Origin of the sequence: Streptomyces sp. NPDC049970 (assembly GCF_040660235.1) — a bacterium.
Taxonomy (GTDB): Bacteria; Actinomycetota; Actinomycetes; order Streptomycetales; family Streptomycetaceae; genus Streptomyces.
This window is the reverse complement of the sequence record NZ_JBFALP010000004.1, coordinates 366,552-390,707: the sequence shown is the minus strand read 5'-3', so window position 1 is coordinate 390,707 and position 24,156 is coordinate 366,552. Positions and strand designations below refer to the sequence as shown.

At 71.1% G+C, this 24,156-nt stretch carries 22 protein-coding genes; 12 read left to right on the top strand and 10 right to left on the bottom strand.

The window, feature by feature from the left end:
- Positions 1-198: 198 nt before the first annotated feature.
- Positions 199-1,182, top strand: a complete 984-nt coding sequence (locus tag AB0I83_RS10505) for a glycosyltransferase family 2 protein (RefSeq protein ID WP_363304308.1) — start codon at positions 199-201, stop codon at positions 1,180-1,182.
- On the top strand, positions 1,179-2,516 hold the full coding sequence (locus tag AB0I83_RS10500) for a polysialyltransferase family glycosyltransferase (protein WP_363304307.1): 1,338 nt from the start codon (positions 1,179-1,181) through the stop codon (positions 2,514-2,516). The genes AB0I83_RS10505 and AB0I83_RS10500 overlap by 4 nt, the downstream gene beginning before the upstream one ends.
- A gap of 32 nt (positions 2,517-2,548) precedes the next feature.
- Here AB0I83_RS10500 and AB0I83_RS10495 read toward each other — a convergent pair whose 3' ends face one another.
- The 4 genes from AB0I83_RS10495 to AB0I83_RS10480 all read right to left on the bottom strand — a co-directional run bounded on the left by AB0I83_RS10495 (position 2,549) and on the right by AB0I83_RS10480 (position 7,844).
- Complete coding sequence (locus AB0I83_RS10495; RefSeq protein WP_363304306.1) at positions 2,549-3,655, bottom strand: acyltransferase; 1,107 nt, start codon at positions 3,653-3,655, stop codon at positions 2,549-2,551.
- Between the two features lie 132 nt (positions 3,656-3,787).
- Complete coding sequence (locus AB0I83_RS10490) at positions 3,788-5,137, bottom strand: polysialyltransferase family glycosyltransferase (RefSeq protein ID WP_363304304.1); 1,350 nt, start codon at positions 5,135-5,137, stop codon at positions 3,788-3,790.
- Positions 5,138-5,140: 3 nt separating this feature from the next.
- A complete protein-coding gene (locus AB0I83_RS10485) occupies positions 5,141-6,106 on the bottom strand; it encodes a glycosyltransferase family 2 protein (RefSeq protein ID WP_356536317.1) in 966 nt (321 codons plus the stop codon).
- 148 nt (positions 6,107-6,254) lie between these two features.
- Positions 6,255-7,844 carry a methylmalonyl-CoA mutase family protein gene (locus AB0I83_RS10480; protein ID WP_363304303.1) on the bottom strand — a complete coding sequence of 530 codons (1,590 nt, stop codon included), beginning with the start codon at positions 7,842-7,844 and terminating at the stop codon, positions 6,255-6,257.
- 246 nt (positions 7,845-8,090) lie between these two features.
- Between AB0I83_RS10480 and AB0I83_RS10475 the strand changes: the two genes are divergently transcribed.
- Entirely contained in the window at positions 8,091-8,990 is a 900-nt protein-coding gene (locus tag AB0I83_RS10475) for a L,D-transpeptidase family protein (RefSeq protein ID WP_363304396.1), read from the top strand.
- A gap of 172 nt (positions 8,991-9,162) precedes the next feature.
- Here the strand turns inward: AB0I83_RS10475 and AB0I83_RS10470 are convergent, their stop codons facing one another.
- The 5 genes from AB0I83_RS10470 to AB0I83_RS10450 form a co-directional block, all read right to left on the bottom strand.
- Positions 9,163-10,254 carry a hypothetical protein gene (locus AB0I83_RS10470; protein ID WP_363304302.1) on the bottom strand — a complete coding sequence of 364 codons (1,092 nt, stop codon included), beginning with the start codon at positions 10,252-10,254 and terminating at the stop codon, positions 9,163-9,165.
- The gene (locus AB0I83_RS10465; protein WP_363304301.1) at positions 10,254-10,934 is read right to left on the bottom strand and encodes an RNA polymerase sigma factor; all 681 of its coding nucleotides are present in this window, start codon (positions 10,932-10,934) and stop codon (positions 10,254-10,256) included. Before AB0I83_RS10465 ends, AB0I83_RS10470 begins: the two co-directional genes overlap by 1 nt.
- Before the next feature lie 267 nt (positions 10,935-11,201).
- Entirely contained in the window at positions 11,202-11,804 is a 603-nt protein-coding gene (locus AB0I83_RS10460) for a hypothetical protein (protein ID WP_356536321.1), read from the bottom strand.
- Between the two features lie 525 nt (positions 11,805-12,329).
- A complete protein-coding gene (locus tag AB0I83_RS10455) occupies positions 12,330-13,124 on the bottom strand; it encodes a DUF4328 domain-containing protein (protein WP_363304300.1) in 795 nt (264 codons plus the stop codon).
- A 112-nt stretch (positions 13,125-13,236) separates the two neighbouring features.
- Entirely contained in the window at positions 13,237-14,826 is a 1,590-nt protein-coding gene (locus AB0I83_RS10450) for a glycoside hydrolase family 20 protein (protein WP_363304299.1), read from the bottom strand.
- A 403-nt stretch (positions 14,827-15,229) separates the two neighbouring features.
- Between AB0I83_RS10450 and AB0I83_RS10445 the strand changes: the two genes are divergently transcribed.
- The 9 genes from AB0I83_RS10445 to AB0I83_RS10405 all read left to right on the top strand — a co-directional run bounded on the left by AB0I83_RS10445 (position 15,230) and on the right by AB0I83_RS10405 (position 22,052).
- A complete protein-coding gene (locus tag AB0I83_RS10445) occupies positions 15,230-15,760 on the top strand; it encodes a 2-oxo-4-hydroxy-4-carboxy-5-ureidoimidazoline decarboxylase (RefSeq protein WP_363304298.1) in 531 nt (176 codons plus the stop codon).
- Positions 15,761-15,927: 167 nt separating this feature from the next.
- Positions 15,928-16,308, top strand: a complete 381-nt coding sequence (sdhC, locus tag AB0I83_RS10440) for a succinate dehydrogenase, cytochrome b556 subunit (RefSeq protein ID WP_356536325.1) — start codon at positions 15,928-15,930, stop codon at positions 16,306-16,308.
- A gap of 5 nt (positions 16,309-16,313) precedes the next feature.
- A complete protein-coding gene (locus AB0I83_RS10435; protein WP_356536326.1) occupies positions 16,314-16,796 on the top strand; it encodes a succinate dehydrogenase hydrophobic membrane anchor subunit in 483 nt (160 codons plus the stop codon).
- A gap of 29 nt (positions 16,797-16,825) precedes the next feature.
- On the top strand, positions 16,826-18,580 hold the full coding sequence (gene sdhA / locus AB0I83_RS10430) for a succinate dehydrogenase flavoprotein subunit (protein ID WP_356536327.1): 1,755 nt from the start codon (positions 16,826-16,828) through the stop codon (positions 18,578-18,580).
- Positions 18,580-19,347 (top strand): succinate dehydrogenase iron-sulfur subunit, encoded by a 768-nt coding sequence (locus tag AB0I83_RS10425; protein WP_356536328.1) that lies wholly within the window; start codon positions 18,580-18,582, stop codon positions 19,345-19,347. The genes sdhA and AB0I83_RS10425 overlap by 1 nt, the downstream gene beginning before the upstream one ends.
- 173 nt (positions 19,348-19,520) lie before the next feature.
- A complete protein-coding gene (locus AB0I83_RS10420) occupies positions 19,521-20,114 on the top strand; it encodes a hypothetical protein (protein ID WP_356536329.1) in 594 nt (197 codons plus the stop codon).
- A 298-nt stretch (positions 20,115-20,412) separates the two neighbouring features.
- Complete coding sequence (locus AB0I83_RS10415) at positions 20,413-20,847, top strand: hypothetical protein (protein ID WP_363304297.1); 435 nt, start codon at positions 20,413-20,415, stop codon at positions 20,845-20,847.
- A 7-nt stretch (positions 20,848-20,854) separates the two neighbouring features.
- Positions 20,855-21,292 (top strand): DUF393 domain-containing protein, encoded by a 438-nt coding sequence (locus AB0I83_RS10410; protein ID WP_363304296.1) that lies wholly within the window; start codon positions 20,855-20,857, stop codon positions 21,290-21,292.
- Between the two features lie 31 nt (positions 21,293-21,323).
- Complete coding sequence (locus tag AB0I83_RS10405) at positions 21,324-22,052, top strand: TetR family transcriptional regulator (protein ID WP_363304395.1); 729 nt, start codon at positions 21,324-21,326, stop codon at positions 22,050-22,052.
- Here AB0I83_RS10405 and AB0I83_RS10400 read toward each other — a convergent pair.
- Positions 22,039-23,592 carry an ABC transporter substrate-binding protein gene (locus tag AB0I83_RS10400; protein WP_363304295.1) on the bottom strand — a complete coding sequence of 518 codons (1,554 nt, stop codon included), beginning with the start codon at positions 23,590-23,592 and terminating at the stop codon, positions 22,039-22,041. The two genes, AB0I83_RS10405 and AB0I83_RS10400, sit on opposite strands and share 14 nt — an antisense overlap.
- Between the last annotated feature and the right edge of the window lie 564 nt (positions 23,593-24,156).

The following is a 24,156-nucleotide window of genomic DNA, read 5'->3' as shown; positions in this document are numbered from 1 at the left end:
CTAGGAAGCCATTCCGATCCGCGGCCCAACGCGATGGCAACAGATGGTTAACAGCCGGTCGACGATTGGGTATTCGGCCCCCGAACACGGCCGACGGGCCTCGCGTGGAAACCGGTTCACTCCATCGCCCTTCTTCGTTCACCTGGCGTACCCGTGGGCGACAAGGCGAATGCCGGGGCCGCCTCTAACGTGACGCGGGTGGTCAAGCTCTCCGTCGTCGTGCCGTTCCACAACGTGCGCGCATACGCCTCAGACACACTCGCGAGCCTGCGGTCCAACGCCCGCGAGGACTTCGAGTTCATCCTCGTCGACGACTGTTCGACCGACGGGACGGCGGAACTCCTGCGCCGGGCCCGGGACGACATCGAGGGGGTGGTCGTCCGCCGGCACGAGCGGAACCAGGGGCTGGCCACGGCCCGCAACACCGGTCTGGACGCGGCCCGTGGGGAGTACATCGCCTTCCTGGACGGCGACGACTGGCTCGCACCCGGCCACTACACGGAGCTCCTCGCCCGGACCGAGGCGCTGGGCTGCTCCTTCGTGCGCACCGACCACGTCCAGGTCGACGGCGTCTCCCGCACGGTGCGCCGCGTCCCGCACGGTCCGCGCGACGTGGTGGGCGACCCCAGGGCGGCGATCCTCCCCGCGACCAGGACCACCTCGGTGGACTACGCGTTCGCGTGGGCCGGGCTCTACCACCGCGACCTGCTGGACCGTGGACTGCTGCGTTTCACCGACGGCCTCCGCACCGCCGAGGACCGGCCCTGGATCTGGCGGCTGCACCGGGAGGCGGAGTCGTTCGCGGTGCTGGGGACACTGGGCCATTTCTACCGGCGGGGAGTCCCCACCTCCCTCACCCGGATCGGCGACGAACGCCAACTCGATTTCATTCGCGCGTACGACCAGGTCCTGTCCGAGACGGCGGCGGACCGCGACGCGGAGAAACTGCTGCCGAAAGCGGTGCGGACCTATTGCGCCGTCATTTCCCATCACGTCGGTTCCGTCGGGAAATTCGAACCGCCGGTCGCCCGCACCCTGAAATCACTCGGCGCTGCGGCACTCGGAAGAATGCCTCGGAGGCTTCTGGACGAGTGCCTCGAATCCATGGACCCCGAACGGGCGGCCCTGTTGCGCGGACTGCGCCGCCGGGCCACCAATACCGGCGAGGCGGCTGCCGCGTGAACACCCAGGTCTTCCTCGCGACGACCGTGCACGGCACGGCCGTGCTCGCGGCCGCACTCGACGCCGGCTGCTTCGGACCCGCCGGCCGCCGCGTCCTCCTGCTCGCCGAGTCCACCGCGATCCCGGAGGCGGCTCCCCCGGTGGACTCGGCGCCCGGCTTCGGACGGCTGCGCGACCGGTTCGACGAGGTCCTCTCGTGGAACGACGCCGTCTTCCCGCTGCACCCGGGCGGCTGGACCCCGCGCGCCGACGACGTACCCCTGTGGGAACGCCATCTGCGACGCCTCTGGGCCCTGGGCGACGACGGGGTCGAACTGGTGCTGCCCGCTCCGGACTCGGCCCCCGCCCTGGCGGTCGCCCAGGTCTTCACCGGTTCGCCGATCACGGTGTACGCCGACGGCTTGAACGCGTACGGCCCGACCGGCGGCAAACTCGACCCGCTGATCGGGACCCGCGTCCGGGAGCTCCTGCACCCTGACCTGCTCCCCGGCCTGAAGCCGCTGCTGCTGGGCGAGTTCGGCGTCGCCCTCCGCCCGCTGCCCGCCGCCGCCCTGCTGAAGGTCTGGGGCGAACTGGCGGACGCCGCACCCGACGTGTCCGCTCCCGAGGGCGCCGTACTGCTGCTGCTCTCCGGGGCCGGGGCGCTTCCCGACGCCGAGGAGGCGGATCTCCAGCTGCGGATGATCCGCGACACGGCCGCGCTCGGCCACACCCGTCTCGTGCTCCAGCCCCACCCCGGCACCCCCGCGTCGCGTACCCGGGCGCTCCGGGCGGAGGCCGCGCGCCTGGGCGTCGAGATGACCGTGGCCGGCCAGGGACCGGCCGGTGCCCCGGTCCTGGCGGAGGTGCTCCACGAGCGGCTGCGCCCCGCGCTCGTCGTGGGCTCCTTCTCGACCGCCCTGCTCACCGCGGCGACGTTCTACGGCCTGCCCGTCGCCAGGACCGGGACCGGGACGCTCCTGGAACGCCTCACCCCGTACGAGATCCCCGCCAGGATGCCGGTGACGATCACCGACGCCCTGCTGCCCGGCCTCGGTGAGCCCGGCGCGGCCGAGGGGACGCGGCCGGACGGGGCCGCCGTGGCGAAGGCGCTCGGCGGTCTGGTCGAGGCGGTCGCCTTCGCCATGCAGCCGCGTGTCCGCCCCGACCTCCGCCCGGCCGCCGAGCGCTATCTGTCCGACCATCTCGACTCCCGGACCTGGCGCTACTTCAGGCGCCGCCGCCTGGGCACGCTCGCACTCCCCGGCGTCGTCCCGGCCCGGCTGGCGTTCGTCCGCAGGAACGCCACGCTCCGCCGGCTTGCCCGCCGCGCCCGCGCCCTGAGGCGACGCTGACCCTCCGCACCGTTGCGGCCGGCCGACCCGCCTCAGCCCAGGAGGCGGGTCAGGCCCAGGCGGGTCCAGAGGAGGGCCGCCGCGAAGGAGAGCGCCGTGGTGGCAGCGGTGACGACGACGGCCAGCGCGGCGGCCGCCGGGAGGCTCAGGTCGGCGTCCACCAGCGCGTCGGTGAGGACGCCCAGCACCAGGACGTGGATCATGTACGCGCCGAACGAGGCCGCCGAGAGGCGGGCCAGGACCGGGCGCAGGCGCTCCGGGACGTGCAGGCGGTGCAGTGCGAGCAGCACGCCGCCGCTGAACAGGGCGACCAGGACGCTCGCGTACGGGATCGCGTAGTGCACCCCGTGCTGGTAGGCAACGATCGCCGCCAGGGCCGCGGCCGCCGGGAGCAGCCAGAACGGGCGCCGCCCGCCGGACGTGCTGCCGGGCAGCGCGAGGAGCAGGGCGCCCAGCACGGCGTAGACCAGCTGGTACGGGCCGAACCCCCAGCCGAAGCGGGGCAGTTCCAGGCCGGTGGCCCCGGCCAGGTCGCCGGACAGGCCGGGGGCTGCCCCGAGGACGAGCAGCGCTGCCCCGAGGCCCCAGGGTCGCTTGCCGGCCCTCACCAGGACGACGAAGGCCAGGAGCATGATCACGGGGATGTAGGCGTACAGGTACCAGAGGTGGTAGGCCGGACGGACCGAGGCGAGAAGCGAGTCGAGGACCAGCTCACCCGCCGGGCCGTCGTTGGTGCCGCGCAGCCGGCCCCATGCCACGTAGAGCACCGTCCAGACGGCGAGCGGCACCACGATCCGCACGATCCGCCGCCACAGCTGCCTGCCGTCCCGGACCGGGGCGCCGACGAGGACGACCCATCCGGCGATCGCGAAGAACAGCGGTACGGCGAAGCGCCCCGCCGAGTCCGCCACCAGGCCGGCCCAGTAGGTGCCGGGCCCGTTCGACGCCTCGCGGCCCGCGGTGTTCACGAACGCGGAGCCCGTGTGACACAGGATGACGCCCACGGAGCAGAGCAGCCGGATCAGATCGATGTCGTACCGGTGCTCGCGGGAAGGACCCGGCTCGGGGGTGGACGGCGCGGCGGAGGCCGGTGGGCGGGCCCGGGAGGGGGAGGCAGAGGCTGAGGCAGAGAAGGGCATGGTTCCTCGCAGGCTACGAACGCTCGGGCGCGGGATGAACTCCGGCCGGATGAACAGTCACCTCGACCGCGAGGTCCGGGGCGTGAACGTCCGGCCCACCGGCCGCCGGGGTGCGTGCCCCCGGCGGCCGGGTCAGAAGCCGAGGCTGCCGCGGGTACGCCGTACGGTGCGGCGCAGCCGGATCGCCGCCCCGCGCGGGCCACCGCCGCCGGGCAGGGTGAGCTTCTCCAGGCGGCGGCGCTTGAAGTAGTGCCGCGTACCGCCGTCGAGGTGGTCCCGCAGCCATGCCTCGGCCTCGGCACGGAGCGCGGGGTGGAGGCCGGCCTGCATGCAGTAGCCGACCGTCCGGACCAGGGGCGCGAGGGTGGCCGGTGCGGTGGCCGGAAGCGCGGGCACGGTTTCGCCGTCCTGCTCGTCCAGGTCGGGCACCAGGTGGTCGACGATGGTCAGCGGGACGCGGTTGCTGTTCTCGTAGGGGGTGATGCGGTCCAGCACCAGGCGGGTGCCGACGCGGGCGACGGGGATGCCGTAGTACACGGCCGCGGTGAACATCGCGGTCGAGAAGCAGCCGACGACGAGGGTGGGCGCGCACCGCTCGTAGAGGGTCTCGGCGAGCAACGGACCGTCCGGTGTGGTCAGTCGCACCCCCAGCGCGGCCGCGGCGTCGTCCAGCGCCCGTGAGTAGCGGGCCGGTGCGGTGGGGTGGGGCTTGAAGAGCACGGAGGTGTGGCCGGCCCGTGCGACGCCGCGGAGCATGCGGACGTGCAGGTCCTCCTCCTCCTCGGCCGTGAGGATGTCCAAGGCCGCGAGGTACTGGCCGAGGAGCACCGCGGTGGGGGCCTCGGTCGCGGCGGCCACCAGCCGCCGGTCACCCGACGCCGCCGTGGCGATCTCATCGAGAACCTCGCGGAAGGCCTCGTTCGGCACGAGTTCGGGCTCCACACCGGACTCGGCCAGGAGCAGCGGGCGGAGACCGGGTACGAGGTCGAGGTGGAGCACCCGTTGGACACGGCAGGCGATGGAGCGGGGCAGCTTGTTACGGGTGGGGCCGTAGCTCATCAGCCCGTCCGCGTAGACGTGCAGGGCGCTCTCGGCGAAGATCGCGGCGAGCGCGCGGGCCGGGTTGACCTGGATGGACTCGACCGCGAGTTCCACCGGGCCGGTGGCGTCCAGTCCCCACGCGAGGCGGAAGGCGCGCTGCCACAGCTCGGTCTCCTCGGCGCGCGGACCCCAGCCGCTCGGGTGGTGGGGGCTGATGGCGTCGTTCCAGTCGACGACCGAGTCGAAGCGGGCGGCGATGCCTCCGTAGCCGCGCATCTCCTCCAGCCGGAGGGCGGTCTCGGGGACCGGCGCGTTGTTGGAGACGAGCAGGATCCGGTGGCTGTCCCGGCCGGGTCCGAACTGGCCGGCGTCCAGCGCCGCCGCGAGCGTGGCAGCCCCGTAGAGGGTCGATACCTGGAAGATCTGGGTGCGCGTGGGCATGGGTCAGGCGGCCTTCTGCTTGTCACGCAGGCGGTTGAGCAGGATGCTGCGCCTGGTGTCCATCGTCGTCAGGGTCTCGTCGAGCACGTGCTGCGGCATGCGGCGCAGCGCGGCGGCCGACTCGTCACGCAGGCGGCGGGCCGTCGCGGGTTCGTACGCGTCCGCCTTCTCGTTGTGGAAGGCGATCATCGCGCAGTAGGTGCGGACCGCCTTGGGGAGCAGCAGCTCCGCGTCCGGGTCCCCGCCGATCTCGTCGATCAGCGTGTCGTAGGCGGGGAAGAAGTCCAGTTGGCGGGAGTCCTGGATCTGCGTCAGGGAGGTGGTGACACCGCGCCGGTAGAAGACGCCGTACAGGTTCAGCGCCGCGCAGGTACGGGCCCGCAGGTGCAGCTGCCAGATCCACAGCCGGTCCTCGGCGGTACGCAGCCGGGTGGCGAACCGGTGGCCGCCGTCCTCGAAGAGCCGCCGGTGGTACACGCCCGCCCAGACGAACGGGTAGTCGACCATCGTCTCCCACCCGGGCGAGGCGATGCCCTCCCGGGGATCGAGCACGGTGTCCCGCAACCGGGCCGGCGCACGGCGTACGACACGGCTGGTGCCGGTGACCTGTACGTGGTCGGTACGGGCGAAGTCGCAGTCCAGCCCGGCGGCTGCGTGCAGCAGCCGGTCCAGGTGCCCCGGTGCGTACCAGTCGTCGCCGTCCAGGAAGGTGACGAAGTCGCCGCGGGCTGCGTCGATGCCGCTGTTGCGGGCCGCGGAGATGCCCACGTTGCTCTCGTGGCGGATGACCTCGGCCTGCGGGAGTCTGTCGGCCCAGCGGTCGATGACGGCCGGTGTGTCGTCCGTGGAGCAGTCGTCGACCAGCAGGAACTCGATGTCCGGGCCGGTGTTGCGGGCGAGACTGCCCAGCGTCGTGTCGACGAAGGCGCCGACGTTGTGGCAGGGAACGACAACGGACAGTTTCGGCACGCGGGCCCTCACCTTCGATCTTGGTCCGCCCACGCTAGTGAGACAGGTGAAGGGGAGGGTGTCGCACGACCCGACGAACGGTGAACTCTGGGCGTCCTCGGGGTGACCCCGGCCGGGCGTTCCCGGAGTGGCCCGCCGGCCCGGTCGTTCAGAACGCGTCCGTCGGCACGTACGCGCCCCAGACCTCCCGCAGCGCGTCGCACACCTCGCCGACCGTGGCCCGGGCCCTGAGCGCGTCCTTCATCGGGTACATCACGTTCGCCGCCCCCGCGTCGTCCTCCGCCGCCCTCCGCAGTTCCGCGAGCGCCGCGTCCACCGCCCCCTGGTCCCGCTCGGCCCGGAGCCCCGCCAGGCGGGCGGCCTGCTGGGCCTCGATCGCCGGGTCGACACGGAGGGGCTCGTACGGCTCCTCCTCGTCGAGCCGGAAGCGGTTGACGCCGACGACGACCCGCTCACCGCTGTCCGTCTCCTGGGCGATGCGGTAGGCACTGCGCTCGATCTCGCCCTTCTGGAAACCGCGCTCGATGGCTTCGACCGCGCCGCCCATGTCCTCGACCTTGAGCATCAGTTCCAGTGCCGCGGCCTCGACGTCGTCGGTCATCCTCTCCACGACGTAACTGCCGGCGAACGGGTCGACCGTGGCGGTCACGTCCGTCTCGTACGCCAGGACCTGCTGGGTGCGCAGCGCGAGGCGGGCGGACTTGTCGGTGGGGAGTGCGATCGCCTCGTCGAAGGAGTTGGTGTGCAGCGACTGTGTGCCGCCGAGGACCGCGCCCAGGCCCTGTACGGCGACCCGCACGAGATTGACCTCGGGCTGCTGGGCGGTGAGCTGGACGCCCGCGGTCTGGGTGTGGAAGCGCAGCATCAGGGACTTGGGGTTCTTCGCGCCGAACTCCTCCCGCATCACCTTCGCCCAGATCCGTCGCGCGGCGCGGAACTTGGCGACCTCCTCGATGATCGTCGTACGGGCGACGAAGAAGAAGGAGAGCCGGGGGGCGAAGTCGTCGACGTCCATCCCGGCCGCGACGGCGGTACGGACGTACTCGATGCCGTCCGCGAGCGTGAACGCGATCTCCTGCGCGGGCGAGGCACCCGCCTCGGCCATGTGGTAGCCGGAGATCGAGATGGTGTTCCACTTCGGGATCTCGGCCCGGCAGTACCTGAAGATGTCGGCGATCAGCCGCAGCGAGGGCTTGGGCGGGAAGATGTACGTGCCCCGGGCGATGTACTCCTTGAGCACGTCGTTCTGGATGGTCCCCGTCAGCCGGTCGGCGGGCACCCCCTGCTCCTCGGCGACCAGTTGGTAGAGCAGGAGGAGGATCGAGGCGGGGGCGTTGATGGTCATCGACGTGGAGACCTCGCCCAGCGGGATCCCGCCGAACAGGACGCGCATGTCGTCGATCGAGTCGATCGCGACGCCGACCTTGCCCACCTCGCCGGAGGAGATGGGGGCGTCCGAGTCGTGTCCCATCTGGGTGGGCAGGTCGAAGGCGACGGACAGGCCCGTCGTGCCGTCGGCGATCAGCTGCTTGTAACGGGCGTTGGACTCGGTGGCGGTACCGAACCCCGCGTACTGCCGCATCGTCCACGGCCGGCCCGTGTACATGGTGGGGTGGACACCACGGGTGAAGGGGAACTCCCCCGGGGCGCCCAGCTTCTCCTCGGCCCGCCAGCCGTCGAGCGCCTCCGGCCCGTACACCGGCTCGATGGGCAGTCCCGACTCGGACTCACGCGTCATGCGCTGTGCCTCCCACTCAAGCTGATCACTCGATCCGTCTCTCGGTGACAGCAACGTCGCGGCCGACTCCGGCGGCGGTGCCGCGGCCTGCGGGAGCCCTCCACCGGGACCTTGCTCACAGCGCACGTCCCGGCCGGGGGCGCCCCTCCCATCATGCGCAGGATTCGGCAACCGGGCAGGGCGGGAATCCGTCTCACGAGACGTCCGCGCCACGCGGACGTCCGTGGGCGAGCCAGGGGGCCGATGATGGGACGTGCACGGGCGGGCAGCCGGGCGGGCGGGGCGCGTACGTCGCGCACTTCCGCAGCGGCGGCCATCGGCGTACTCGCGCTGGCCGGTCTGACGGCGGGCTGCAGGATCGAGACCACGGCGCCCGACGGGCCCGCGACCGGGAGGGCCGCACCCGGGACCGGCGCACCCGCCCCGGACGACGCCAAGCCGAGCGGCGGCCCGTCCCGCACGACACCGCCGGCGACCTCGGCGGGCACACCGGGCCCCCGGCCGTCGCCGCGCCCCCGGACCCTGATGTCCGTCGGCGACCGGAGCGAGCGGGTACGGGAACTGCAGGCCAGGCTGCGCCTGACCGGCCACTTCGACCGCAACCCCACGGGCTACTACGGGGCCGTCACCGCGGCGTCGGTGCGTTCCTTCCAGGACCGGCGGGGGCTGCCCCGCACGGGCGCCACCGACACCGTGACGTGGCAGCGGCTGCTGGCGACGACGAGGAAACCGACCGCGAAGGAGCTGCGCCCGCCGACCGAGAGGCCGGTGGCCGCACCCGACCCACGCTGTATGACGGGCCGGGTCCTGTGCGTCAGCAAGAACAGCCGCACGCTGTCCTGGATGATCGACGGCCGGGTCGTCTCGTCGATGGACGTACGGTTCGGCTCCCAGTACACACCCACCCGGGACGGCGCCTTCTCGGTCTACTGGAAGTCCCGCCATCACGTGTCCACGCTCTACGACACCCCCATGCCGTACGCGATGTTCTTCAGCGGGGGCCAGGCGGTGCACTTCTCGCCGGACTTCGCGGCCCGCGGCTACGGCGGAGCGTCGCACGGATGCGTGAACGTGCGGGACGAGGGGAAGATCTCGTCGCTCTTCGCCCAGGTGAGGAACGGCGACAAGGTCGTCGTCTACTGGTAGCCGCGAGGTTCGGGGGCGCGGGCGGGACCGGGGGAACGTGTCCCGCCCGCGCCGGATGCGCTGAGCCGAAGGTACGGGGGGAACCCCGGCTCTTTGCGCGGCCGATGACCAGTCGGCACTCACTACTGCGTCGTGATGCCGAAGAACGTTACAGCCGGTGCGTTCGTGCAGGTCAGCGACGCGTGGAGGCTGCCGGCGACGAGCTCGGGGACGCCGCGGGACGCAGGCCGGCCCCGGCCTGGGGAGCGCTCTTCGGGTCCTTGGCGTCCTGCGCGTCCTGGGCGTCCCGCGTGAGGAAGCTGATCGAGGGGAGAGGGCCTCCGGCGTTCCCGCCGTCGCCCGCGCCGTCGTCCTGGCTCTCGTCGGTCCTACCGCCGCTGCCGCCGTCACGGTCGTCCGCCGCCAGGACGCGGTCGCAGAAGCGGTCGAGATTGCGTTCACCGTCCGCAAGTTCGAGCAGCCGCCGCTCCTGCTCCTTGCTCAGGGCGTCGGCGCGGTAGTCACGGCACGCCCGGACGGACTTCGCGAGCATCTCGGCCGCGGAACCTCCGGGTACGCCGGGGGCCTCCGGGCCGGTCGTACCGTCGCGGCCGGTACCGCCGTCCCGGTCGCCGGCCTCCGGGCCGGTCGTACCGTCACCGCCCGGCGTACCGGACGCCTCGCCGCCGGCCGGCCCCTCGTCCGTGCCGTCGGGCTCGTCCGAAGCCGCCGGGGGGCTGGGCACTTCGGGTGCTCCGGACGCCGGGGGCGAAGGCCGCGGCGCGTCGGGCTCCTCGGCCCCCATCTCCTCGGGGGACGCCGCAGCCGAGACGGACGAGGCCGGAAGCGGTGAGCCGTGGCCGCCGAACGGCGCCGGGAGCATGCCCGCGCCCCCCGCGACCGCCACCCCGCCGAGCGCGCACCCCGCGAGCGAGACGGCCAGGCCGAGGCGCACCGGACGGGTCCAGCGCGGACGCCGGAGCGGCGTGGCGGACGCCGCCCCGATCCGTACGGTGTGCAGCGAGTCCCGCGTCCCGGCGGCCGTGGCGGTGCGGGCCGCTCCGGCCCGCTTCCGGCTCCCGGACGCCTCGCGGAAGGCGGACATCACCGCCGCCTCACCGGGGAGTTCACCGCCGGACGGGTCAGGGGTACGCACCGCGCGCAGGGCGGCCTCCAGCCGCGCCAGCTCCGTCCTGGTGTGATCGTCGACGGGCTCGACGGGCTCGCCGCGGAGCAGTTTCTCCGCCGCGTCCGCGTCAAGCCACTCATGCTGCTCGTCGGCCATCACATGTCCTTCTGCGTCCACGGACGCGAATGCGTCACACCGGCGGGCGCCGCCGCTTCCTGACGGGCCGGGCGCTGCGCGGGTACGGCGCCCAGTTCGTTGGCCGCCGGAATCTCGTCGTCCGTGCCCTGGCCCGCCCCGACGAGCTCGGCGAGCCTCTTCAGACCGCGGTGGGCGGCGGTACGCACCGCACCGGGACGCTTGCCCAGCGCCTCGGCCGCGCTCTTGGCGTCGAGACCCATCACGACGCGCAGCACGACCGCCTCGGCCTGGTCCTGCGGCAGCTGCGCGATGAGGGACATGGCGCGTCCGGTGCCCAGCGACTCCAGCGCCTCGCCGGCCGTGTCGGAGTCGGCCGCCTCACCGGCCAGTTCGCTCTCGTCACCACTGATCGCGGGGCGCCTGCCCCGCATCCGGATGTGGTCGAGTGAGCGGTTGCGCGCTATCCGGGCCGCCCAACCGCGGAACCGGTCGGCGTCCCCGCTGAACCGGTCCAGGTCACGGGCTATCTGCAGCCATGACTCGGACGCCACGTCCTCGGCGTCCGGTTCACCGACCAGCGTGCGTATGTAGCCCAGCAGCCGCGGGTGCACGGCGCGGTACACAGTCCGGAAGGCGTCCTCGTCCCCGTCCTGTGCCGCGAGCACCGCGGCGGTCAGCTCCGCGTCGTCCCCCAGCACTCCCTCAACCCGCCCTGCTGATCCGAATCGCAGCTGGTCACCACTGCCGCGCGTCCCTGCGCGAATCAGCACGCTACGTGGTCGGACGGTGCGCCGTCCATGACTTGTACAACCCGCAACTGTCTCCTGACGCAGCGCGGTGTGACAGAAAACGCACCCACGGCGCTGAGATGAGTACGGGGCCGTCCTGCGGCCCTGTGGAAGACGGCCGGGGCCTCTCCTGTGGGGGGTGGCGGCCCCGGTCGTCGTCCCCCTCCCCTCATGACGTCACGCCGGGGACACGTCCCCGGACCGCGCGCGAGCACGCCGCGACGCCACCGCGCGCAGCACCCGTCGCCCCTCGGCCGACAGGTCCAGGACCCGGCGCAGGCCCGTCGCGCCGCCCACCGTCCCGTCTGTCTCGGCGAGGGTCTCCAGGATCTCGGTCTGGCGGAGCAGTTCGCGGGCGACGAGCGGCCCGTGGCCCGCGGCCCCGCCCGCCCGGTACAGCTCCAGCTCCTGCGCACCGTCCGCCGGGAAGTCCAACTCCCGGTGGACGTCGAGAGCGAGGAGCGAGCAGGCGTCCGCCCAGGCCCTCAGCGGTCCGGCAGCGAAGTCCCGTGGCGCGGCGCCGAGCAGTGCGCGGATCCGGGCGGCCGTGCCGTCGCCGTCCGCGGTCCCGCCGGCCGGGGCGGCACGTTCCAGCGCCGCGTGCACGGCGTCGAGACGGGCCGCCCATTGCGCACCGCTCTCGCAGCTCGCCCAGAGCGGGCGCAGTGGTTCCGGATCGCCCCCGTCCTCCGGCGGTGGAAGACAGCGGTCCAGACAGGCGAGTCCACTCGCCGCCAAACCCCGTTCATCGGCACGAGCGATCTGCTCCAGCAGAGTCATCGACGCCCTCCCTCGGTCTCGGCCGCCTCAGCCGCTCCGTGACGAGCGCCGTGCTGCCTGTTACCGCGTACAGCGCCGGATGGCCGAAAAGCGTCACTCAGTCGACGGGGAAGACCACGCCGGGGTTCGGCCGGACGGGCGACGGATGCCCAGACGGTCCGGTAATGCGGAGAAAAATTCGTCGGCCGAGCTCTCCGGCCGCTCGATACGCAGCAGTTCGAGCACGGGGCCTTCGAGTGGCCCGCGGCCGGATTCAGCCGCCCATGGGACCGCCCGCGCCGGGTCGGTGAGCGCGGCCATGCTGCCGAGGGCCGGCCGGGGTGGCACCAGACCGGCCGGCCGTCCGCGCGGTACTCCCGCAGCGCCGGCAGGTCTCGCGCGTCCGGCAGCGCCGGGTGTTCCAGGAGCGGCCCACCGCTGCGGCCCACCAGGTACGAGCCCCCGCAGACCCACGTCGCGCTCCCCCGCGGTCCGGGCTGCCACGCTGCCCGCCGGACACCGCGAGAGGGCGCGAAACCGGTCGGTTCAGTCCGGGACCGGGCCGGCCGACGGCGCCGCGGAGAGCGGGTGAGGGCCGAGTGCGGCACGCTCGCACTGCATCCGGGTCAGCTCGCGTACGAAGACGATGGCCAGGACGGCGGCGACGATGTCGAGCGCGTCGGCGGACATGACCAGCGTGACGGCGTCCGTGAGCTCACCGGGCAGCACGGCCCGTTCGTAGTTCTTGGACACGACCCAGCTGAAGGCCGCCGAGCCGATGTACACGGCCCACCAGAGGTTGAGCGGCGCTTTCGAGACCGTGCGCCGACCACCGTCGCCGTAGTGCTGCGCACTCGCCTCCCAGATGCCGCCGGCGACCCTGCGCGGCAGCCAGATGTTGGCGACGGGGACGAACCAGGCGCCGATGGCCCAGCCCGGCCGCATGGGCTGCAGACCGGCGTCGAACACCTCCGCGTTGAGCCGCAGACGGTGGAACCAGATGATGAAGACGACCCCGGTGGCCGGCGTGACGAGACCCTGCAGACCCCCGGCGATCCCGTAGACGGCCTCGGCGCGGGTGACCGGGTCGGCGTCGTACGTCGCCGCGCCACCGAGGGCGGCGAACTCGCCCCGGACGTTCAGACCCGCCGCGAGCGCGACCACGTCGGTCGCGATGACGACCGCGAGCAGGACGACGGCCGCCCTGCCGAGCCCGACGGGCGAGCGCAGGTCCCGGAGCCCCGTCGGTCCGTTCGGGTGCGCCGGACGGTTCGCCGCGCAGACGGGGCAGCGCCCGTCCGCGGATGCCGCCGGTCTCGCACCGCAGTCGGTGCACAGCATGGATGGACCCCCCGGGGTTCGGATGCGGAACGTACGAGCCGCACACCCCTCCCCGGGTGTGCGGCCGACGGAACCTATCCCTTGCCCCCTGCGATGTCCAAGGAGTTGCGGATCACTTCGACGAATCGACCTTGTCGGCAAGCGCCTTGAAGTCGGTCCAGGTCAGCTCGGGCTTCCCCGGGTCCCAGAGCTTCTGGGAGACCGCGTTGAGCGGCATCCGGATACCGGCGGCCACCTGTGCCTGCGTCTGCGCGTTCGGGAAGTCGCCCCAGACCGCGAACCGGCCGCCGAGGATCTGCTTCGACCAGCGCTCGGCGACCGGCTCGGTGCCGCGCAGGACGAGGGGGGTCCACTGCTCGTAGATCCGCTTGCCCGTCGGGTACACGAAGTCGTTGGGCTCCCCGAGCACGTAGTAGAGGTACTCGTCGTTGAGGTTGATCACCTTGCGGCCCTCGGCCAGGTAGTCCTGGGGCGGCCGGGCGCCGATCTCCTTGCCCGTCCAGTACTCGACCTCGATGCCCTTGTCCCCGGTGACGCTCCCGCCGCTGAAGAAGCCGTCGTTCCACGCCTTGGGAATCTTCTCCGCCTTGCGGATGACGGCGGCGCGGTCGTTCAGCCAGCCCTCCGTCAGGTCCTGGACGGTGGCGTCGGCGCCGTACTTCTTCCGCGCCGCCGCCGCGAGCTGCGGATAGGAGGCCTGCGGGTCGCTCACCGTCAGCGCCTGGTACTCGTCCGCCCCGACGTGGAACCAGCCGCCGGGGAAGAGCTCGGCGTACTCCTGGAGCAGGTCGTCGACGATCTTCGCCGACTCCGGCTCGGAGATGTCGATGGCCCCCTTCCGCGCCACGCCCTGGGTGTCCCGCAGTTGCAGGTCGGGGTGCGCGCGCAGGACGGCGCCCAGGTGTCCCGGGGAGTCGATCTCGCCGACGACGGTGATGTGCAGGCTCTGCGCCAGCTCCACGATCCGGCGGACCTCGGCCTTGGTCAGGTGCTCCTGGGAGACGACCTCGGGGTGGGTGTCGGACTCGATCCGGAAGGCCTGGTCGTCGGAGAAGTGCAGTCCGAGCTGGTTGAGCTTGAGGTCGGCCATCTCGCGCAGCCGGTCCTCGATCCAGCCCGCGGAGTAGTGCTTGCGCGCTATGTCGAGGTTGAGTCCGCGCTGCGGCCGGTCCGGGGTGTCGCGCACGACGCCTTCGGGCACGGTGTCGTCGGCGCTCAGCGACTGCTTGAGGGTGCGGGTCCCGTAGAAGACGCCGGCCTGCCCGGGACCGCTGATCGTGACCCGGCCGTCCGCGGTCTTCAGGGTGTACGACTCCGGGTCGCCCTTGTCCGAGGACGAGAGCGCCAGCTCGATGTCGCCGGCCCGGGCGGACTTCTCGCCCCGGTAGCCGATCTTCAGCTCCTTGGCGAGGAGCTTCGCCTCGTCGGCGAGCCCGGGATCGGTGACGACGACCGCGCTGTCGCCGGCGGGCTTCCAGCCAGGGCCGCGTGCGGGGGTGTGCTCGCGCACCGCGGGTATGGACCGCGGCGTCGTGGAGAGCGGGTAGCTGCGGGTCGGGGAGGGCGAGGTGGGCGCCGAGGCCGCCCCTCCGCTCCGGGTACCGGGGTCGGAGCTGTCGGGCCAGACGACGACGGTGAGCGTGACGGCGGCTGCCGCCGCGACGGCCGCACCGGCCACCAGGGTTCCGCGTGAGGGCGACATAGGTCAGAATCCTCCGGATCGGGGGAGAAACAGATTAAAGATGTTGAGAAGGTCGGGCATTCCCCCCGCGCGTTCGTCCATCAAGCGTTCCGAAACTCTCCCGTACGGGTGAATTTCTCGCATCCTTCGACTGCCCGTCGCTCGGTCTCGTTAGCGTTACCGCACATCGGTCCCAGTCGTCACTTCCGCCCCACACGCAACCTCGTCACCCTCCGTTCCCTCTCCAGGGTCACAGATGCCATTCGTCCGAGGAGTACCGCTGTCCAGGTCCAGCGAGTCCCACGCCGGCCTGCCGAAAGCTCCGCAGCAGGCAGGGCGGGCAGCCGTACCCGTCCAGGTCCAGAGCCCCGCTCCGGCTCCGCGAGCCGCGCCGGACCACGGCCCTGTTCCGGGACCAGTCTCGGTGAGCGGTGGCGGGAGTGCCCACTCGAGCGGGCTCGGCCTGTTCAACACCTGGCCCCGCGCGCTCGCCGAATCAGCCCTGCTGGAGTGCTGCGGAAGCCGCCGGTGGGCGCTGCGGGTGGCCGCCCACCGGCCCTACCAGGACCTGGACACCCTGCTCGCCGCCTCCGACGAGGCGGGGTACGACCTCGCGCCCTCCGACATCGCCGAAGCGCTCGCCGCGGAGAGCGCCCCGTGCCTGCACCACGCCGCGCCCCGCGCCGCCCACCTGGCGCTGCGCGCCGCGCACGCCGCGTACGAGAGCCGGTTCGGCCACGTCTTCGTCGTCTGCCTCGACGGGCTGCGGCCCTCCCAGCACGTCGACCAGGTGCTGGCCGCGATCCGCACCCGGCTGGCGCACGAACCGGACGAGGAGCGGTCCCTGACCGCGGAGGAGATGCGGCGACTCGCCCGGGGCCGCATCATCGAGCTGGTGGCGGAGGCCGGGCTGTCACCCGTCCCGGTCACCCCGGCGGCGAACGACCCCCGCTAGCCCGTTTGTGGCTGTTCCCTTGCCACTTTGATCACACCGACGGGCCCCGCCGCCATGGAACCGACAAAGCGTCGCTACGATGGCCGGGGCCGGTGGACCGTACCTGGCCGGGTCAGACCGACAGTCAAGCCGGCCGACCCCAATCCCCGCTCCCGGAGGGTTCTTCCGTGCCGGCTGGAACGCTGTACCGCGGCCGGGAAGGCATGTGGTCCTGGGTGGCTCATCGAGTCACCGGTGTCCTCATTTTCTTCTTCCTGTTCGTACACGTCCTGGACACCGCTCTCGTGCGTGTCTCCCCCGAGGCGTACGACGACGTCGTGGCCACATACAAGACACCGATCGTCGCGCTGCTCGAGTACGGCCTGGTGGCCGCCATCCTCTTCCACGCGCTGAACGGTCTCCGCATCGTCGCCGTCGACTTCTGGGCCAAGGGCCCGCGCTACCAGAAGCAGATGCTCTGGACCGTCCTCGGTATCTGGATCGTGCTGATGGTCGGGGCCCTGTACCCCGTCCTCGGCCACGCCGTACGTGAAGTCTTCGGGAGCTGAGGCACATGTCCACCGAGACACCTTCGTCTTCCGCGATCGGTGACGTGGAGGGCGTGAGCCTCTTCGACTCCGACAACCCGGCCCCGGTGATCGAGCCCCCGCGTCAGCGCACGGGCAAGACCCCCAAGGGTTCGCGCACCAACTTCGAGATGTACGCCTGGCTCTTCATGCGCCTGTCGGGCATCGTGCTGGTCGTTCTCGTCATCGGCCACCTGCTGATCCAGCTGGTGCTCGACGGCGGCGTGTCCAAGATCGGCTTCGCCTTCGTGGCGGGCCGCTGGGCCTCGCCGTTCTGGCAGGTCTGGGACCTGGCGATGCTGTGGCTCGCCATGCTCCACGGCGCCAACGGCCTCCGTACGGTCATCAACGACTACGCCGAACGGGACACCACCCGCTTCTGGCTGAAGATGCTCCTGTACACCGCCACGGTGTTCACCGTCCTGCTGGGCACGCTGGTGATCTTCACCTTCGACCCGAACATCCGCTAGGCGCCGGGACAGAGGGACCAGAGGAAACCATGCAGATCCACAAGTACGACACCGTCATCGTCGGCGCCGGCGGCGCCGGCATGCGCGCGGCCATCGAGTCGACGAAGCGCAGCCGCACCGCCGTGCTGACGAAGCTCTACCCCACCCGCTCCCACACGGGCGCGGCGCAGGGCGGCATGGCCGCCGCGCTCGCCAACGTGGAGGAGGACAACTGGGAGTGGCACACCTTCGACACGATCAAGGGCGGCGACTACCTGGTCGACCAGGACGCCGCCGAGATCCTCGCGAAGGAGGCCATCGACGCCGTCCTCGACCTGGAGAAGATGGGCCTGCCGTTCAACCGGACGCCCGAGGGCCGCATCGACCAGCGCCGCTTCGGCGGTCACACGCGCAGCCACGGCGAGGCTCCGGTCCGCCGGTCCTGCTACGCCTCGGACCGCACCGGCCACATGATCCTCCAGACGCTCTACCAGAACTGCGTCAAGGAGGGCGTGGAGTTCTTCAACGAGTTCTACGTCCTGGACCTCCTGCTCCAGGACGTGGACGGGGTCAAGAAGTCCGCGGGCGTCGTCGCCTACGAGCTGGCGACCGGCGAGATCCACGTCTTCCAGGCGAAGTCGATCATCTTCGCCTCCGGCGGCACCGGCAAGTTCTTCAAGGTGACCTCCAACGCCCACACCCTGACCGGTGACGGCCAGGCCGCCGCGTACCGCCGCGGTCTGCCGCTGGAGGACATGGAGTTCTTCCAGTTCCACCCGACGGGCATCTGGCGCATGGGCATCCTGCTGACGGAGGGCGCCCGTGGTGAGGGCGGCATCCTCCGCAACAAGGACGGCGAGCGCTTCATGGAGAAGTACGCGCCGGTCATGAAGGACCTCGCGTCCCGTGACGTCGTGTCCCGCTCCATCTACACGGAGATCCGTGAGGGCCGCGGCTGCGGTCCCGAGGGCGACCACGTCTACCTCGACCTCACCCACCTCCCGCCGGAGCAGCTGGACGCTAAGCTCCCGGACATCACCGAGTTCGCGCGTACGTACCTCGGTATCGAGCCCTACACGGACCCGATCCCGATCCAGCCGACCGCGCACTACGCCATGGGCGGCATCCCGACCAACGTCGAGGGCGAGGTGCTGGCCGACAACACCACCGTCGTCCCGGGCCTGTACGCCGCCGGCGAGGTCGCCTGCGTCTCGGTGCACGGCGCCAACCGCCTCGGCACCAACTCGCTGCTCGACATCAACGTCTTCGGACGCCGGTCGGGCATCGCCGCCGCCGAGTACTCCGCGAAGAACGACTTCGTCGAACTCCCGGAGAACCCGGCGCAGCTGGTGGAGGCCCAGGTCGAGCGGCTGCGCAGCTCGACGGGCACCGAGCGCGTCGCCACGCTCCGTCTGGAGCTGCAGGAGTGCATGGACGCCAACGTGATGGTGTTCCGCACCGAGCAGACGATCAAGACCGCGGTCGACAAGATCGCCGAGCTGCGGGCGCGCTACCTCGACGTGTCCATCCAGGACAAGGGCCGGCGGTTCAACACCGACCTGCTGGAGGCCGTCGAGCTGGGCAACCTGCTCGACCTGGCCGAGGTCATGGCGACCTCCGCGCTGGCCCGCAAGGAGTCCCGCGGCGGTCACTACCGCGAGGACTTCCCGAACCGCGACGACGTCAACTTCATGCGCCACACCATGGCGTACCGCGAGGTCGCGGACGACGGCACCGAGTCGATCCGACTCGACTACAAGCCGGTCGTCACGACCCGCTACCAGCCGATGGAGCGTAAGTACTGATGGCTACCCCGACCCTGGAAAAGACCGACAAGGCCGAGGCCGGATTCGGCGACACCCCGTACATCACGGCCACGTTCCGGATCCGCCGGTTCAACCCGGAGGTCTCGGACGAGGTCCAGTGGCAGGACTTCCAGATCTCGATCGACCCGAAGGAGCGTGTTCTCGACGCCCTTCACAAGATCAAGTGGGAGCTGGACGGCACCCTGACCTTCCGCCGTTCCTGCGCGCACGGCATCTGCGGTTCGGACGCGATGCGGATCAACGGCAAGAACAGGCTCGCCTGCAAGACGCTGATCAAGGACATCAACCCGGACAAGCCGATCACGGTCGAGGCCATCAAGGGCCTCACGGTCCTCAAGGACCTCGTGGTCGACATGGACCCGTTCTTCCAGGCGTACCGCGACGTCATGCCCTTCCTCGTCACCAAGGGCAACGAGCCGACACGCGAGCGCCTGCAGTCCGCCGAGGACCGTGAGCGCTTCGACGACACCACCAAGTGCATCCTGTGCGCCGCGTGCACGTCCTCGTGCCCGGTGTTCTGGAACGACGGCCAGTACTTCGGCCCGGCGGCCATCGTCAACGCGCACCGCTTCATCTTCGACTCGCGTGACGAGGCCGGGGAGCAGCGGCTGGAGATCCTCAACGACCGTGACGGCGTGTGGCGTTGCCGCACCACGTTCAACTGCACGGACGCCTGCCCGCGTGGCATCGAGGTCACCAAGGCGATCCAGGAAGTGAAGCGCGCCCTGATCACTCGTCGCTTCTGACACACGCGTCACCTCTGAAGGCCCTGTCGCCGCACGGACCGTGCGGCGACAGGGCCTTCTGGTGCGTCGGGGCGGGCCGGGGCGGTACGGTCGAGCGGAGCCGTGACCGGCTCGCTTCTCCCGACGCACCACGGCACGGGAGCAGATGGTGATGAGGGAGAACGGGGAACGCTGTGAGCGATCCGAATCCGTACGCGGACGACTCATACAAGTGGGGCCCGCCCCAGCCACCGGGCAACCCGCCCACGATGCCGGACGGCCAGGCCTACGGCTATCCCGCGCCGGGCTCGACTCCGGCGTACGGCTACCCGCAGCCGCTGCCCGAGTCCGCTGCCCAGCCCGGCCCCGGCTACGGCTACCCCGGTCAGGGGCAGCCGACGGCACCCGGCTTCAACCTGCCCGCGCAGTACGGGGGGACGGGCGGGGTGCCGATGCTCTCCTTCGGTGACATCACGGTGATGAACGACGGCATCGTGACACCCTCCGGCACGATGCCGCTCAAGGGCGCGGTGTGGACGGCGACGGACATGTCGCGCACGGAGGAGAAGATCCCGACGGTGGGCATCGTGCTGGCGATCGTCTTCGCGCTGTTCTGCCTGATCGGCCTGCTCTTCCTCCTGATGAAGGAGAAGCGCACGACCGGCTTCATCCAAATCACCGTCACCAGCGCGGGCCGGCACCACTCCACGATGATTCCGGCGACCGGCCCCGAGACCTTCCAGATGGTCATGGCCCAGGTCAACACCGCACGCTCGATGAGCGCCTGAGACCGCGGGGGCCCCGCAGGGGCCGCCCGCACCTGTCGCACGACCGCCGTCGCGGCCCTGAGCCGCACCCGGCCCGCGCCGGGGACCGCCCACCGGTCCCCGGCTTTCGTGTCCCCTACGGTTCTCTCCGGGGGCCGCCAGGAGGCTCCTGCCGCCGGGACGCCTCGCCGTCAGGACGGCCGGGTCGCACCCCGCTCCAGAGTGTTCCCGCATCGCGCGAACACCACTTGAACGTGTTCAAAATCAGGTCTACAGTCATGACATCGGCATTTTGAACACGTTCAAGGGAGGGTGGGGCATGGACCTCACTGTGCTCGCGTACGTCATCTACCTGCTCATCAGCGTGGCACTCACCGTCTGGGTCGCCCGCACGCTCAGCCACAACGGCAAGGTCTTCCTCGCCGACGTGCTCCAAGGCAACGAGAAGCTCGCCGAAGCCGTCAACCACCTTCTGGTGGTCGGCTTCTACCTGGTGAACCTGGGCTTCGTGACCCTGTACCTGAAGAACGCCGACGGGGTCGCCGACGCCCGGCAGCTCTTCGAGGCCCTGTCGGTGAAGATCGGCGTGGTCCTGCTCATCCTGGGCGGGATGCACCTGAGCAACGTCTACGTCCTCAGCAGGATCCGCCGTCGTGGCCTGATGGAGCGCGAACAGACCCCGCCGGTACCGCCGCAGGGCTGGGCCGGCCCGGGCGCACAGGGGCCCTGGGCGGCTCCCGTCGCCGGGAAGTGAGCGGAACGTGGCACACCCCTCTCCGGCCGGAGCCCCGGTCCGCCGGCTCACCGTGCTCTACGACGGCGGGTGTCCGCTCTGCGTCCATCTGCGGCAGTGGCTGGGGAAGCAGCGGCAACTCGTGCCCCTCGACCTCGTCCCGGCCGGCTCGCGGGAGGCGCGGCAGCGCTTCCCAGGGCTCGACCACGCGGGAACGCTCACCGAGATCACTGTGGTCGGGGACGGGGGCCAGGTCTACCGGGGCACCTCCGCCTGGATCGTCTGCCTCTGGGCCCTGGCCGAGCACCGGCCCAAGGCCCACTGGCTGACCACCCCCGCGGGCCGACCGCTCGCCCGGGCCACGGTGCTGGCCGCGGCGAAGTACCGGTCCGTCACCGCGAGGCCGTGCGGCTCCCCGGACGGAGCGTGCGGGCTGCCGGACCCGGCGGGCGGATCCCCCGGATAGCCTTGGTCGTGTGGTGAAGGAAGAGAAGAACGTGGCAGAGGCGAACACGGCCGGTCCCGGCAGGGCCGACGGGGCCTCGAAGGCCCCGAAGAGCGAGCAGACCCGCACGCTGATCCTGGAGACCGCGCTCCGGCTCTTCGAGGAGCGCGGGTACGACAAGACCACGATGCGGGCGATCGCCCAGGAGGCGGGCGTCTCCGTCGGGAACGCCTACTACTACTTCTCGTCGAAGGAACACCTGGTCCAGGGCTTCTACGACCGGATCGCAACCGAGCACGAGGCGGCCGTCCAGCCGGTCCTGGCAGGCGAGACCGACCTCACCGAACGCATCAGGGGAGTACTGCTCGGCTGGCTGGACGTGGCCGAGCAGTACCACCGCTTCGCCGCCCAGTTCTTCAAGAACGCCGCCGACCCGGAGAGCCCGCTCTCCCCGTTCTCGGAGGATTCCGTCGCCGCCCGCGAGGCCGCGATCTCCATCCACCGGCGGTGCCTGGCCGGGTCGAGCACCAAGCGGGACCCGGAACTGGACCAGTTGCTCCCGCAGTTGATGTGGCTGATGCAGATGGGGCTGGTGCTGTTCTGGGTCTACGACCGGACCGAGGACACCGAGCGCAGTCGCCGGCTCGTGGAGCGCACCGCGCCCCTCGCCGCACGGGCCATCGCGCTCTCCCGCTTCCGGGTGCTGCGACCGCTCGTACGGCAGATCCACGAGGTGCTGGTGGAGTTCATGCCCGGCGCCCCGGACGTCAGATCCAGCTGAGCTCCCACAGCCGCCAGATGCCGGTGCCGTCCGAGAGGTACTGGGAACCGGACACCTCGGACGTGGCGACGACGTAGTCCTTCTTCTGCCACAGCGGGATCAGCGGCACGTCCTCACCGACCAGCTGCTGGAGCTCCTTGAAGTCGGCGGAGGTGCGGCCGCGGTCGCTGTACTGCTGGGTGGCCGCGATCAGCGCGTCCATCTTCTCGCTGGCGTAGCCGTTGTGCAGGCTGCTGTCCCGGCCGACGAGCGGCTGGCTGAAGGTGTCGGAGTCCGGGAAGTCGGGGAGCCACCCGATCGTGTAGGCGTCGTACTCACCCGCCGCGTAGGCCTTCTGGAAGGCCTGCCACTCCACGGCCTTCTCGGTGACCTCGAACAGCCCGTCCTTCTCCAGCTGGCGGACCAGTTCGGCGCTCTCCGCCTTGTTCGCGTCGTCGTCGCGGTGGGCGAAGGTGATGGGCAGCGGAATCCGCACGCCCGCCTCCTGCATGAGCGCCCTCGCCCGCTTCGGATCGGGCTGGGGGTAGGCGTCGAAGAAGGGGGTGCTGTGCCCGATGTAGCCCTGGGGGATCAGCGAGTAGAGCGGCTCCACGGTGCTGTGGTAGACGTCGCCGACCAGCGGCCCGCGGTCGATGATCCACGCGAGGGCCTGGCGGACCCGCTTGTCCGCGAGTGGCGAGTCGTCGCGGACGTTGAAGACGAGGTTGCGGATCTCGGCGCTGTCCGCCTCGGTGACGCGCTGCTCGGTGGCGCCGGGGTCGAGCTCGGCGAGCTTGTCGGCGGGCAGCTGACGGTGCGTGACGTCCACGTCGCCGGCCTGCCAGGCGGCCTGCAGCTGGTCGGATCCCTCGAAGTAGCGGATGTCGACCGGCACCCCGGTCCTCTTCAGGGCGCCCCTGTAGGCCGGGTTGGGCACGAGCTCGGCCCGGACCCCGGGCTCGTAGGACTTCAGGACGTACGGCCCCGAGCCGTCGACCTGGTTGCCGGTGCGGAGCTTGTCCTTCGGGTAAGCGCCGGGGTCGACGATGGACCCGGCCCCCGTGGCGAGCTTCTGCGGGAACGTCGCGTCACGCGCCGAGAGGTTGAACGTGATGGTCCGCCCCTCGGTCACCACCGAGCCGAGGGTGGGGAAGAGTACCGAAGGACCGACGTCCGCCTCGATCTTGAGCATGCGGTCGAAGGAGTACTTGACGTCCGCCGCTGTGACCTTGCGGCCGCTCGTGAACGTCAGGTCGTCCCGCAGCCTGCACTGGTAGGTCTGGAGCTTCTGACCGAGGAACCCGCAGCTCTCGGCGGCGTCCGGCTCGGGCACGATGGCCCCCGACCTGAAGGTCATCAGGGACTGGTAGAGGTTGCTGTAGATCGCCCAGGACCCGGCGTCGTACGCTCCGGCCGGGTCGAGTGAGGTCACCTCGTCCGATGTGCCGACCTTGATGGAGTCCTCGTTCACCTCGTCCGAGGGGAGCAGGTGCCAGGCGCCGAATCCGACGATGGCCAGTACCGCGATTACCGCGAGAATCCGTATCCGGATCGACCGCATGTGCCGTGCTCTCCCTTACCCGCCCCACCTCGGCCGATGTGCAGGAATCGCGCACATCGCCGCATGTTCGCGCTCACCCAATCACACGATATTCACATCCGGAAGAGCAGAAGGGGGCGCCCGGCGCCACTTGTCGGCTTATAGGGGTTATGAGGTGCATCCGCCGCGGCCGCTCCGACCGCGAGTGGGCGCCGGCACCTCCGGACACCGGCGGACGAGCCGGCCGACACGCCGACCCTCGCGCACGCATGGGGCGAGTCACGTGCGGATCCTGGGCGGGAAGGGCGCGGCCTTCCCGCCCGGGATCCCGCGCAACGACGCCGGTCACGACGGGCGTCCCGGGGCGGCGCGGGACCGCCGCGCGCCTACCCCGTGACGGAGGGCGACTATCTCTCCACACGCCTCCCGAAAATCTATGGCGGTCGAGGTAGACATTGGACGGTGGCGTGGCTATGGTTTTTCTCGTAGCCGAGATCGAGCAGGGCCTGGCAGACACGAACTGCCGGTCAGCGGTATCGAAGTTGCAGTTCGCAGGACGGTGCGGTGGTGGAGTTCCGAAGCCAG

What these genes read in the sequence shown, in the direction of transcription:
- AB0I83_RS10495 (WP_363304306.1), bottom strand. Translation starts at nt 3,655, where the DNA reads ATGCCCTTCTCTGCCTCAGCCTCTGCCTCCCCCTCCCGGGCCCGCCCA.
- AB0I83_RS10490 (WP_363304304.1), bottom strand. Translation starts at nt 5,137, where the DNA reads ATGCCCACGCGCACCCAGATCTTCCAGGTATCGACCCTCTACGGGGCT.
- AB0I83_RS10480 (WP_363304303.1), bottom strand. Translation starts at nt 7,844, where the DNA reads ATGACGCGTGAGTCCGAGTCGGGACTGCCCATCGAGCCGGTGTACGGG.
- AB0I83_RS10475 (WP_363304396.1), top strand. Translation starts at nt 8,091, where the DNA reads ATGGGACGTGCACGGGCGGGCAGCCGGGCGGGCGGGGCGCGTACGTCG.
- AB0I83_RS10470 (WP_363304302.1), bottom strand. Translation starts at nt 10,254, where the DNA reads ATGGCCGACGAGCAGCATGAGTGGCTTGACGCGGACGCGGCGGAGAAA.
- AB0I83_RS10460 (WP_356536321.1), bottom strand. Translation starts at nt 11,804, where the DNA reads ATGACTCTGCTGGAGCAGATCGCTCGTGCCGATGAACGGGGTTTGGCG.
- AB0I83_RS10455 (WP_363304300.1), bottom strand. Translation starts at nt 13,124, where the DNA reads ATGCTGTGCACCGACTGCGGTGCGAGACCGGCGGCATCCGCGGACGGG.
- AB0I83_RS10450 (WP_363304299.1), bottom strand. Translation starts at nt 14,826, where the DNA reads ATGTCGCCCTCACGCGGAACCCTGGTGGCCGGTGCGGCCGTCGCGGCG.
- AB0I83_RS10435 (WP_356536326.1), top strand. Translation starts at nt 16,314, where the DNA reads ATGTCCACCGAGACACCTTCGTCTTCCGCGATCGGTGACGTGGAGGGC.
- sdhA (WP_356536327.1), top strand. Translation starts at nt 16,826, where the DNA reads ATGCAGATCCACAAGTACGACACCGTCATCGTCGGCGCCGGCGGCGCC.
- AB0I83_RS10425 (WP_356536328.1), top strand. Translation starts at nt 18,580, where the DNA reads ATGGCTACCCCGACCCTGGAAAAGACCGACAAGGCCGAGGCCGGATTC.
- AB0I83_RS10415 (WP_363304297.1), top strand. Translation starts at nt 20,413, where the DNA reads ATGGACCTCACTGTGCTCGCGTACGTCATCTACCTGCTCATCAGCGTG.
- AB0I83_RS10400 (WP_363304295.1), bottom strand. Translation starts at nt 23,592, where the DNA reads ATGCGGTCGATCCGGATACGGATTCTCGCGGTAATCGCGGTACTGGCC.